At 40.3% G+C, this 11,942-nt stretch carries 11 protein-coding genes; 9 read left to right on the top strand and 2 right to left on the bottom strand.

Features of this window, described 5'->3' with window-relative positions; translation table 11 throughout:
* The coding region (locus F9B85_RS13580) for a DUF255 domain-containing protein (protein ID WP_151621768.1) at nucleotides 1–89 on the bottom strand (89 nt) is incomplete at its 3' end.
* 107 nt (nucleotides 90–196) lie between these two features.
* On the bottom strand, nucleotides 197–607 hold the full coding sequence (locus tag F9B85_RS13575; protein ID WP_151621766.1) for a hypothetical protein: 411 nt from the start codon (nucleotides 605–607) through the stop codon (nucleotides 197–199).
* Between the two features lie 350 nt (nucleotides 608–957).
* Between F9B85_RS13575 and fdhF the strand changes: the two genes are divergently transcribed.
* The 9 genes from fdhF (at nucleotide 958) to F9B85_RS13535 (ending at nucleotide 11,920) form a co-directional block, all read left to right on the top strand.
* Complete coding sequence (gene fdhF, locus F9B85_RS13570) at nucleotides 958–3,255, top strand: formate dehydrogenase subunit alpha (RefSeq protein WP_151621765.1); 2,298 nt, start codon at nucleotides 958–960, stop codon at nucleotides 3,253–3,255.
* Between the two features lie 328 nt (nucleotides 3,256–3,583).
* The gene (locus tag F9B85_RS13565; protein WP_151621764.1) at nucleotides 3,584–5,719 is read left to right on the top strand and encodes an EAL domain-containing protein; all 2,136 of its coding nucleotides are present in this window, start codon (nucleotides 3,584–3,586) and stop codon (nucleotides 5,717–5,719) included.
* Between the two features lie 134 nt (nucleotides 5,720–5,853).
* Nucleotides 5,854–6,942, top strand: coding sequence for an ACR3 family arsenite efflux transporter (arsB, locus tag F9B85_RS13560; protein ID WP_151621763.1), 1,089 nt, complete (start codon nucleotides 5,854–5,856; stop codon nucleotides 6,940–6,942).
* 1 nt (nucleotide 6,943) lies between these two features.
* On the top strand, nucleotides 6,944–7,228 hold the full coding sequence (locus F9B85_RS13555) for an ArsR/SmtB family transcription factor (protein ID WP_151621762.1): 285 nt from the start codon (nucleotides 6,944–6,946) through the stop codon (nucleotides 7,226–7,228).
* A 130-nt stretch (nucleotides 7,229–7,358) separates the two neighbouring features.
* Nucleotides 7,359–7,790 carry an arsenate reductase/protein-tyrosine-phosphatase family protein gene (locus F9B85_RS13550; RefSeq protein WP_151621761.1) on the top strand — a complete coding sequence of 144 codons (432 nt, stop codon included), beginning with the start codon at nucleotides 7,359–7,361 and terminating at the stop codon, nucleotides 7,788–7,790.
* A 98-nt stretch (nucleotides 7,791–7,888) separates the two neighbouring features.
* Nucleotides 7,889–9,292: an NAD(P)/FAD-dependent oxidoreductase gene (locus tag F9B85_RS13545; RefSeq protein ID WP_151621760.1), complete on the top strand. Its 1,404-nt coding sequence runs from the start codon at nucleotides 7,889–7,891 to the stop codon at nucleotides 9,290–9,292.
* A gap of 120 nt (nucleotides 9,293–9,412) precedes the next feature.
* Nucleotides 9,413–10,024, top strand: coding sequence for a DUF4397 domain-containing protein (locus tag F9B85_RS13540; RefSeq protein WP_243138238.1), 612 nt, complete (start codon nucleotides 9,413–9,415; stop codon nucleotides 10,022–10,024).
* Nucleotides 10,025–10,103: 79 nt separating this feature from the next.
* The gene (locus F9B85_RS14990; protein WP_341474394.1) at nucleotides 10,104–10,325 is read left to right on the top strand and encodes a rubredoxin-like domain-containing protein; all 222 of its coding nucleotides are present in this window, start codon (nucleotides 10,104–10,106) and stop codon (nucleotides 10,323–10,325) included.
* A 422-nt stretch (nucleotides 10,326–10,747) separates the two neighbouring features.
* Entirely contained in the window at nucleotides 10,748–11,920 is a 1,173-nt protein-coding gene (locus F9B85_RS13535) for an acetyl-CoA hydrolase/transferase C-terminal domain-containing protein (RefSeq protein ID WP_151621759.1), read from the top strand.
* Nucleotides 11,921–11,942: the final 22 nt, after the last annotated feature.

Raw genomic sequence — 11,942 nt, 5'->3', positions numbered from 1 at the left:
TTTTTCGCTTTTTCAAAAGCTTCTTCGCCCCATTGGTACCAGTCCACAGGATTGTAAGCATGCTGTAGGAGATAGGGACTCTTGGCCATACAGCCTTCTATGGATAGTTTTGTTTTTACGGCAATAAAAAAACCATAGAAGCACCGTCTAAACAATAGAGGTACTTTTATGGTTGGCTTTCGCTAAATACTGTTTGTTAGGAAATCTTCGCAAGTTTCTCGAATCCGTTGCCTTTCAGCATCTCTGCAGGAATGTAATTAGCACCACTATCCTTACAGGGCAGTGCTTCTATCTGGTGTAGAAAGGCCACACATTCTAATGCGGAGAGCTCTAATGTATCATCAAAATGTGACTCAAGAGCACAAGTAGTTGGTTTGGGGAACTTCTTGTATTTCCAATTGCCCAAGGTGACCGTAAATGGAGAGTGACTGGGCGATGCCAAGCGGTAACTAATCTGGATGAGATGACCGTTAGGAAGGCGTAGGAGAACTGCTTCGTAGCCAAGATGAACATGGCTTTGCTCAATATAGTCATAAAACTTTTCCGGCAATAGATCCCTAAGGACCGAGGGTTTTCTTTGAAATAATCTCTTCCAAAATTCGCGCATACGTATCCAGCCTTTCCTAAATAGCTCCAAGTAGCTGATTAATTAAGTTTTTCACAAATAGGGCATTTGAAAAGGCAATCTGACGCCTTGTAAAAGGTTTGGTCAATATCGCCTTGCTTGTGTCTATAGTTTGATTATAGTGGAAAATCGATCATAAATATAATGCATATTTTGTATATAGGGTATAAATGTAGATTATGCAACTCATAGTACTTACTAGCAAGCTTTCGAGCTTGTTTTTTTCTGAATAAGTACTAATTGAACTCTAACCTCTTTTAAAGTAGAATTACAATGATCGACAAAAAATTTTTTTTCTTTACTAACTATCAAGGGAAGAAGGGGTAATTTTTATGGAGCAACTTATGTTTTTCAAAAAAAATCCTCATATAGATATCGACAACCCCTTTTTCTTTCGCGATTATTCTTTATGCATCAAGTGTGGCAGATGCGTAAAGGTATGTTCTGAAGTAAATGGAGCGGGAATGTACGAGCTTCTTCAAGGTCCTAGTGGAAGAGAGATTAAGCACCTTTTTTCTGAACCAGAACATAAAGACAACTGTACGTTCTGTGGAATGTGCATCAATGTTTGCCCTACTAATGCCCTTCAAGAGCAATCTTCTGCTAACAAGAAAATAGAGAGGTTAGTCAAAACAACTTGCTCTTACTGTGGCGTTGGCTGTCAATTGCAACTTAAAGTTACAGGCGAGCAGGTTGTTGGTGTATTTTTCGATAAATCCAGTTCTAATAAAGGACACTTATGTGCTAAAGGGCAATTCGGGTGGGAATATATTCATTCAGAAAAGCGGTTAACCCATCCACTAATCAGGAAAAATGGAGAGCTTACCGAAGCAACTTGGGACGAAGCACTTGATTTGATTCAGGAGAAGTTCAGTGAAGCTTTAGAGCGTCATGGATCAGATGCAATTGCCGGTCTTTCATCTGCGAAAATCACCAATGAAGAAAACTATCTCTTTCAGAAATTTATGCGTTCTATTCTAAAAACAAATCATATCGATCATTGTGCTCGTTTATGCCACGCCGCTTCAGTTGTAGGTTTGCAAGCTAGTTTTGGCAGTGGAGCTATGACTAACACCATTAATGAAATCTTAGAGTCTGACGTTATCTTTGTTATTGGAGCTAACCCGACAGAAGCGCATCCAGTTATTGGCTACAGAATAAAAGAAGCAGTACAAAAAGGTGTTAAATTACTAGTTGCCGATCCAAGAAAAATTGAGCTATCCCGATATGCTGACGTTTTTGTGAGACAAAATTCAGGAACAGACATAGCTCTACTCAATGGAATAGCTCATGTCATCTATAAAGAAGATTTATGGGACAAAGAATTTGTCGACAATCGTACAGAAGAATTTGAGACCTGGGTAAAGTCAATTGAGCAATACACTCCTGAATATGTAGCAGATATTACAGGCATCGCATCCGAAGACATTATCGCTATGGCCAGAGTCATAGGACAAGCCAAAAAGATGATGATTCTTTATGCCATGGGTATCACGCAACATATCCACGGCACAGGTGGCGTACTAGCTATTGCCAACCTGGCCATGCTAACAGGTAATATTGGAAAAAGAGGTGCAGGCGTAGCTCCCTTGCGAGGACAGAACAACGTTCAAGGAGCTTGCGATATGGGAGCCTTGCCTAATGTCTATCCTTCCTATCGTCCTATTAATGAAGAAAACAGAAAGTTTTTTGAAAGCTTTTGGGAAACCTCATTGCCAGAAAAACCTGGTATGACACTTAATGAAATAACCCATGCTGTCTATAATGGACAAATCAAAGCAATGTATATAGTAGGAGAAAATCCTTCCTTATCAGAACCGAATGGAAAGCATGTTCAAGAAGGCTTTGACAAAATAGATTTTCTCGTCGTGCAAGATATCTTCTTAACAGAAACAGCAGAGCAAGCTGATGTAGTACTACCCGCCGCCTCCTTTGCTGAAAAGGACGGTACATTTACCAACACAGAACGAAAAATCCAACGAGTTCGCACTGCTGTATCCCCGCCAGGAGAAGCAAAGGCTGACTGGCTGATATTCATTGACTTGGCAAAGCGCTTTGGACAAAAGTGGTCTTACAGTACATCAGAAGACATTATGAAAGAGATCACTCAGTGCAGTCCCCTTTACCGAGAAGCCACTTATGACCAAATCGAAGCAGGACTAGTTCACTGGAATTACCCTGGTACAGAAACTCCTATTCTACATACTGAAAAATTTGTTCGTGGAAAAGGAAAGTTTCATCCTGTAGAGTTTACCAAAACAGCAGCAGAAGAGCCCTGCGAAGACTACCCCCTGTTATTAACGACAGGAAGAACTCTTCATCAATACCACACAGGAACAATGAGCAGAAAGTCCAAACTAGAGTTATTACAGCCAGAAGAAAACATATTAGTTCACCCTAACACCGTATCCGATTTGAGTATGATAGACGGAGAAATTGTTATAGTAGAATCGAGGCGAGGTGAGATTGAAGCAAAGATTCGCTGTAGCGATAAAATGCCCCAAGGAGTTGTCTTCTTGACCTTCCATTATGCAGAGACTCCTTCGAACATCTTAACTAATGACGCCCTCGATCCTTCCTCCAAAACACCAGAACTGAAAAGCTGTGCTGTCAAGATAAAAAAGAAATAGGTAAATCAGTTGCATCGAAATTACATGACTAAATTCTTAGCAAAAAGGCTAAAAAACCTCTTGATCTAAACATAAAGTTAGTTCAAGAGGTTTTTCCTTACTATAACGATACTATTCAAATTGGCAATTCACCTTCAGAGCCCGATACTATCATTACTTCAAGAAAATCTCCCACAAGAGTATTGTTGTTATTAACTTAAAAAGAAAAGATAATGTCACTTATCAATGAATTTTAAGGATTAACTTGCCAATCCATAGTTCGAAGTATTATCCTAGATAACAAGAAATGTAAAGACCGACAGCACAGGATTTTATTTTGGAGGAATATATGAAGTGGTTTCAGAATATCAAAATGGCCCACAAACTACAGGGCTTACTTTTATTTTTTGCATTCATACTAGCATTAGTAGGTAATACAGGATTTCAAACTAATCTCCATATAACAGCTAGCATGAAAGCAATGTATGAAGAACGCTTGCTACCCATGCAAGTACTTTTTACAAGCAAACACTACAACAAGGAAATAGAAGCGAGTACCATCAAAGTCCTTACGGAAAACAACAAAGAAACTTCATTTAGCAGTCAAATAACCAAGATACAAGAACTTTTAGATGAAAAAGAAAAAATGCTTGAGGAATATCAGAAATTTTCATTAGACAAAGAAGAGAAAATATGGCTAACAGAGATTCAAAAAGAGATGAATCTTTTCAACGATGCCTTGCAAAAAGTATCTTCAGAATTATCAGGTACTGGCCTCAGTCAGAGACAAATTTACGAACTACGTAATGCCCTCATCCACACAAGAAATGCAGAGAACATATACATATCCATGGTTGAATATAGTCAAAACCTAGCTGAATCTCATTACCAGGATGGAAAAAAATTATCAGATCTATCCTTAACGATTACAGCCTTGATAGTAATCGTGTCATTAATTTCAGCCTTTCTGCTGGGCCTTGTACTAAACCGCATCGTCACCAGACCACTACAAAAAGTGCTTGAAGCAGTCGAAAAAGTAGAGCGAGGCCAACTAGCTGATGTAAAGCCTTTGCCAGTAAGATCAGCAGATGAAATAGGGAAACTCTCCAAAGGCTTTAACGAAATGACTATAGCTCTTCAGAATAATCTGCGTAAGCTAAATGAGTATAGTCAGGCAATGCTACATCAAGCCTACCACGATGCTTTAACAGAGCTACCTAATCGACGGCGCTTTCAAGAGCGATTAGAAGAATTGCTAGAAGAATGTAAGCGAAATAACGAGCGCATGGCTGTGCTATTTATCGACCTCGATCAGTTCAAAGAAATTAATGACAGCCTAGGCCATAGTGCGGGAGATAAATTGCTAAAAGCCGTATCAAAACGTTTAGCCTCAAAACTTCAATCTATAGACTTATTTGCTCGAATCGGAGGAGATGAATTCACCGTAATAATTGCGGGGACTGAATCAGAAAGTGATGCAGGCATTATTGCCTTATTAATCCAAGAAGAATTGAATAAGCCTTTTCAAGTGCACGAACATATCTTTAACATCTCATCAAGTATTGGCATCAGTATGTATCCTAACGATGGAGAAGACATAGAATCGCTCTTACGAGCCGCTGATACAGCTATGTATCAAGCTAAGCGATCAGGTCGAAATAGATTTCAATTTTACTCCGCTACCATGCATGAAGAAACGCGAGAAAGACGGTACATTGAAAAAGAACTACAACAAGCCATAGAACAAGAAGGACTCTCACTGGCCTATCAGCCAAAATCAGATATGGAATGTCGTCGCATCGTAGGCATAGAAGCACTAGTGCGCTGGAATCATCCCGAACTTGGCTGGATTTCACCTGCAAAATTTATCCCCATCGCCGAAGAATCAGGACTAATCTATCCATTAGGACAGTGGATGTTGCGTTCAGCCTGTGCCCAAAATAAAGCCTGGCAAGATGCTGGCTTTGAGCCAATCAGAATGGCTGTTAACTTGTCGCCTTATGAATTTCGCCAAGAAAACATAGTAGAAAAAGTACAACAGATCTTACAGGATACAGAGCTAGACCCTCAATGGTTAGAAATAGAGATAACTGAAAGTAGTTTACTAGATCACACTGAAAATACTATGAAGACATTAGAACAGTTAAAATCATTTGGTATTCATATTGCCATGGATGATTTTGGTACAGGATACTCTTCTTTGGCCTACTTGAACCACTTTCCTATTGACACTCTCAAAATTGATAAAACATTCATAGACCAAATTGCCTCTAACGTGAAGGACGCCAAATTAGTAGATGCCATAATTGGAATTGCCAATACAATGGATTTAATTGTTGTTGCCGAAGGGGTAGAAACATACGAACAACTAAAACTACTAGAATTTTTCGGATGTCACCAAATTCAAGGCTACTTATTTAGCCGACCTGTACCAGCCGACGCTTTTGAAGAATTACTAAATAAATACAAAACGGTTTTACCTTAAAGCTCAGCAGTTCAACCGCTTCATCACTATGATGAGGCGGTTTTTTTGAACAAAAAAGAGGTTGACGTATAAAAAAAATATTGTTAGCATAAAATCATCGATGATCATCGATATGAAAAAAAGGAGGATTCAATTTGTCAGCACAAAATGCTTCGTCTGGCCTTTCTTTATTAGACCGCTATCTGACCTTATGGATTTTTCTAGCTATGGCTATCGGTGTTGCCGCAGGAAACTTTTTGCCTGGGCTACCAGCATTTTTAGATAGCCTAACGATTGAAGGGACTACCATTTCCATCCCTATAGCTATTGGCTTGATCGTGATGATGTACCCACCTCTAGCCAAAGTTAATTACAAAAAGATAGGTGGTGTCTTCAGAAACCGTAAGGTTTTAGGTCTCTCCCTTTTACAAAACTGGATCATCGGTCCTGTCTTGATGTTTGCTCTCGCCATCATTTTTCTACACAACCATCCTGAATATATGATTGGTCTCATTCTCATCGGCATCGCTCGTTGTATCGCTATGGTTATCATCTGGAATGCTCTTGCCAAAGGAGATACAGAGTACGCCGCCGCACTAGTTGCTTTCAACTCAATCTTCCAGATTCTTTTCTACTCTGCCTATGCTTATGTCTTCATCACCGTACTTCCAGGATGGCTTGGCTTTGAGGGCATGGCCATCAATATTAGCATGGGTGACGTAGCCCAAAGTGTACTCATCTACCTAGGCATTCCTTTTGCCGCTGGTTTCTTTAGTCGTTATATCCTTGAACCAGCCAAAGGTACAGAGTGGTACGAGAAAAAATTTCTGCCCACTATAAGCCCGCTAGCACTGATTGCATTGCTCTTTACCATCGTTATTATGTTCTCTTACAAAGGTGGTTACATTGTTCAACTGCCATTGGATGTTGTTAAAATTGGTATACCTCTCTTAATTTACTTTGTGATCATGTTCTTCGTTTCTTTCTTTATCAGCCTGCGAGCTGGTGTCAACTACAGTCAGACAACAAGTTTATCTTTTACAGCTGCTAGTAACAACTTTGAGCTTGCCATTGCTGTTGCCATTGCAGTTTTCGGCATTGATTCCGGCATTGCATTTGCCGCCGTTATAGGACCACTTATTGAAGTACCTGTTCTAATTATCTTGGTTAACGTGGCCTTGAAAATGAAAAATAAGTACTTTAACAAAGACGGAGAATCCAATTGGGCTGGAGAGAGGGCTTGATATGGATGAAAAAGAATTACTTCGCTTACTGCGAGCTCTTGCTGATGAAAGTCGCATCAAGATATTGCAAAGAATCGAAAAAGGAGAAATTTGCAATTGTGAATTGACCGATATTTTTCCGCTTCGTCAATCTACCATATCTCATCATCTAAAGGTTTTAGCTGAAGCTAATCTTGTAGTACTACGCAAACAGGGTAAATGGACCTATTATCAATTGAATCGCCAAACATTAGAGCAGATAGGTCCAAGTTTACACCAGGTTCTTTCAGACCTGGTGCGTTATTAATCAAAGCTGGCAAAAAAACGCCACGAAAGATCCCTTGCTACAAAGTCGAGCCGTGGCAGAAAAATTCTGGATTGAAAAAGCAGTCAAAATCTTAAATATCTGCTTATTGTAATTTTTGGGAGGATTCATGATGAACAACAGTAAACCTAAAGTAGCCTTTATATGCGTTCACAATTCCTGCCGAAGTCAAATGGCCGAGGCCTTAGGCAAGCACTTTGCAAGTGATGTATTCGAAAGTTATTCTGCTGGTACGGAAATGAAAGCACAGATTAACCAAGATGCCGTTAGACTGATCAAGGTTATATACTTAATTGATATGGAAGCAACTCAACGTCCTAAGCTGTTAACAGACATTCCAAATGTCGATATCGTTATTAAAATGGGTTGTAATGTCATCTGCCCCTTTCTCCCAAGCAAACATGAAGAAGACTGGGGCTTAGAAGATCCATCCGATAAGAGTGACGAAGAATTTAGAATTATCATTGCTAAAATTGAAGAAAAAATAAAAGCACTAGCGGAGAAGATAAAAACCAATAAGCTCAACAGAGTCAAAAAAAACTAATATACATTTAAGCCTTTATGCAGTATAATACCAATCGGTCTAATTCTTTTTTTTTACAACCATAATTTTTACAGTTCTTATATTGAGGGGAGCTCGCTTTGAAAAATAATTACCATATCGCAATCATCGGCGGCGGACCATCAGCCATCTTTACAGCTTATGAACTGATCAAACACAACCATAACCTAGATATCATTCTTTTTGAAGAAGGTCATGATATCTATCATCGTAGCTGTCCTATAGCAGAGAAAAAAGTAGACCACTGCATTGGCTGTAAACCTTGCGATATCATGCGAGGCTTTGGCGGCGCCGGAGCTTTTTCTGACGGCAAATACAACTTTACAACTGAATTCGGAGGTTGGCTTCAAGAATACCTTTCCGATCAAGAAGTAATGGAACTGATTAGCTATGTTGATAATATAAACCTAGAACTTGGAGCACCGACCGAATATTTTACCACAGAAAACAGCGACTTAGGCAAAAAAGCACTCTCCCAAGATATCCACTTACTACAAGCAAAAGTACGACATCTTGGCACAGAGAATAACCTACGCATCCTAAAAGACCTATATAAGCACCTAGAAAAACACATTAAGCTCTGCTTCAACAATCGTGTAGCAAAGATTGAACCACAAGCAGAAGGCTTTACTCTTTTAATAGAAGAAAAGGGAGAAAGAAGAACCATAGAAGCGGACTACGTAGTTGCCGCCCCTGGTCGAGCCGGCTCAGAATGGTTTGCCAAACAATGCAAAGAACTGGGTCTTTCCTTATATAATAACCAAGTCGACGTAGGCGTAAGAATTGAGATTCCTGCCGAGATATTTGAACACGTTACAGACGACGTATACGAAGCAAAACTAGTCTATCGCACGAAGCAATACGGCGATCTGGTCCGTACTTTCTGCATGAACCCTAAAGGCTATGTAGTAGCAGAAAACACTGACGGCATTATTACCGTCAATGGTCATAGCTATCGTGATGAAAGCAAACACAGTAAAAATACAAACTTTGCCCTGCTGGTGAGCAATCGATTCACCGAGCCTTTTAATGAACCACACCAGTATGGAAAAAGAATCGCTTCCTTCTCCAACTTGCTAGGTGGTGGCGTCCTCGTTCAGCGCTTTGGCGACTTAATCAAAGGAAGAAGAACGAACGAGCACCGTTTAGATCAAAGCTTCACAAGACCTACCTTAAAAGCTACACCAGGTGATCTTAGCTTGGTGCTACCGAAGCGTCACCTAGATAACATTATTGAAATGATTTACGCCCTTGATAAAATAGCACCAGGCATGGCTAACGATGACACACTCCTTTATGGCGTTGAAGTAAAATTTTATAGCTCCCGACTTAAGCTAACCAAAGAATTAGAAACAGAAATACCCAACATGTTTGCCATTGGAGACGGTGCTGGTGTTACTCGAGGCTTATCACAAGCTAGTGCAAGTGGTGTCCATGTAGCTAGAATTATCCACCAGCGAATGACTAACAAAATAGACAATTAAGTACACAAAGAACTGCTGACTTTATTGCAAGGTCAGCAGTTTTTTTGCGCTATAAGCACCAAAAATATACTTTTCACATATGGATAAAAATGGGAAGAAGACCAGAAAGGCGTGATTTTCGTGAATCCCAGAATAGCCTATATGCGCATCCTCCATGCCTCTCCTGATGCGCCAGGTGTAGATATTTATGCCAACGGTGTACGAATTGCTCGGAACTTAAGATATCAAGGATTCACCCAATACCTGCCCGCACCTCCTGGACGTTACCGTATTCGAGTTTTTCCAACAGGACGAACAATAAATCCAGTCATCGATACCGTTCTCACCTTACTACCAGAATCAGTAACAACAGAAGCAATCATCGGTACACTAGCTGATATTCAGATCCAACCCTTTCGAGAACTACGCCAACCAATGAGAGCAGGGCGCTTATATTTACGATTTGCTCATCTTTCCCCTGATGCCCCTTCCGTCGATTTAACCTTAGCCGATGGTACAAGACTTTTTCGCGGCGTAGATTACACAGAGTCAACAGATTACATTGAACTGGCTCCTAGAACTTATAACTTTCAATTAAGATTGGCAGGAACAGAAAATGTAGTCTTACAAGTTCCCAACATTACCTTACGTCCCGATCGATTCTACACTATTTACGCTGTTGGTTTTGCCGATGGAAGACCAGGATTACAAGTGCTCATACCTTTAGATGGCATATCTTATTTGCCTGCTTAGAAGAAAGACAAAGCAAACCACAGAGGCAAAGAGGACAGAGCGATATTCGCATTAAATTTCAGAAAAAAAGGTTAGATAACTGCAAATAATTAAAACGTCTGCCAGGCCATTAGTTAGACCATGGAGACGTTTTTTTTGCCCTTTTTCACATAAAATTTTTACAAAAAAACTAACAAGGCGCTATCCTATCTATTTACAACCTGTACACATCTGTCTGGTTTGTGGACATACTGTAGTCGATGATCTTCCCGAACAATGTCCAATCTGCAGTACAAAAAAAGAAATGTACAAACATTTCTAAAAAATAAAGTAAAAAAATGACGACAAAACATTACCATATTTTTCCTCGGAGCATATAGATAAAGTAGCTCAAATAAAGGGGGGAAGAAAATGAATCGTCGTCGTGTTCTTTCCGTTACTCTAAGACCAGGTGACGTCTTGACTGTTCGCTGTGCTCGTCGTCGGCGCAGAATCATCACTACAACTGTATAAATTTTAAGGGTAAGAGGGCATTGGAAACGATGCCCTCTTTTATTTTACCTAGAGGCATAATTTCTAGCTAACATAGCATTTTTACTGACTAGGGTGGTGTAAGAGGATTGTGAAAAGAAGTATGATCAAGATCATTGCCTTTGTTGGATTGGTAAAGTAAAATGTACGCGTAAAAAGAAAGAAGCCCCTAGCAACAAAATACAAAAATGATAACAAGGGGGAAACAAAGCAATGACTCTGCAAGAAAGATATCACGCCAAAGTAATTACAGCAGAAAGAGCCGCCAAGATGGTTAACTCAGGAGATTGGTTAGAGTATGGCTTTTGTACCACAGCGCCTAGAGCTTTCGATGCCGCACTGGCCCAAAGAAAAGCTGAACTATCTGACGTTGATATTCGCGTCGGCGTATCGGTCTACCCACCAGAAGTGGTCAAAGCAGATCCAGAAGGTGAAGTTTTTACTTTTAACTCTTGGCACTACAGCGGGCTTGATCGACGACTGAGCGACAGTGGTCCAGTCTTCTACAATCCCATGAAATTTTCAGAATTGCCACGATACGTTCTAGAAAATACACCGACTGATATTTTTATTGTTCAAGTGGCACCGATGGATAAATATGGCTTTTTTAACTTTGGAGGCAGTGCTAGTCATCACTACGCCGTCATTGCAAGAGCCAAAAAAATCATCGTAGAAGTGAATGAACAGATTCCCCGCGCACACGGTGGCTATGGTCACGGCATCCACATCGACGAGGTAGATTATATTATCGAAGGCGATAACCTTCCCCTTACAGAACTACATCCTGCCCAGATTAGTGAAGTCGATCAAGCAATTGCTCAAAAAGTCATGGCCGAAATGCGCGATGGTGACTGCATTCAACTTGGCATTGGTGGTATGCCTAACGCTTTAGGTAATATGATTGCCCAGTCAGACTTAAAAGATCTAGGTGGACATACCGAAATGATCAGTGAAAGCTTTGTCGACATGTTTTTATCAGGCGTCATGAACGGTCGCCGCAAAAACATCGACAAAGGGCGCATTGCCTATACCTTTACCTTAGGAACGAAGAAACTGTATGACTTCCTCGATGACAATCCTTTCTGTGCTAACTACCCTGTAGACTATACCAACTCCGCTTCTGTAGCCGCCTCCATTGACAACCTAGTTACCATCAATAATGCTGTAGAAATTGATCTCTTTGGCCAAGTTTGCTCCGAATCATCAGGTACACGTAACATCAGTGGTTCGGGCGGACAACTCGACTTTGTTCTAGCTGGATATCTTTCCCGTGGAGGACGCAGTTTTATTTGCCTCTCTTCTTGTTTCAAAGATAAAAAAGGTCAATTGCATTCGTGTGTCACGACGAAACATCTAAGTAGTTGTTTCATGCTCCATAAGAGATGAGGGTTTTGGGCCCCTCGAACTC

The sequence above is a fragment of the Heliorestis acidaminivorans genome, assembly GCF_008933955.1.
In the GTDB taxonomy this organism is placed as follows: Bacteria; Bacillota; Desulfitobacteriia; order Heliobacteriales; family Heliobacteriaceae; genus Heliorestis; species Heliorestis acidaminivorans.
The sequence above is the reverse complement of the archived record's forward strand: the minus strand, read 5'-3'. Positions and strand labels throughout refer to the sequence as shown.

Excerpts from the sequence above, each read along its gene's own strand:
- fdhF (WP_151621765.1), top strand. The coding sequence starts at position 958 with ATGGAGCAACTTATGTTTTTCAAAAAAAATCCTCATATAGATATCGAC.
- F9B85_RS13535 (WP_151621759.1), top strand. The coding sequence starts at position 10,748 with ATGACTCTGCAAGAAAGATATCACGCCAAAGTAATTACAGCAGAAAGA.
- F9B85_RS13575 (WP_151621766.1), bottom strand. The coding sequence starts at position 607 with ATGCGCGAATTTTGGAAGAGATTATTTCAAAGAAAACCCTCGGTCCTT.
- F9B85_RS13565 (WP_151621764.1), top strand. The coding sequence starts at position 3,584 with ATGAAGTGGTTTCAGAATATCAAAATGGCCCACAAACTACAGGGCTTA.
- F9B85_RS13550 (WP_151621761.1), top strand. The coding sequence starts at position 7,359 with ATGAACAACAGTAAACCTAAAGTAGCCTTTATATGCGTTCACAATTCC.
- F9B85_RS13555 (WP_151621762.1), top strand. The coding sequence starts at position 6,944 with ATGGATGAAAAAGAATTACTTCGCTTACTGCGAGCTCTTGCTGATGAA.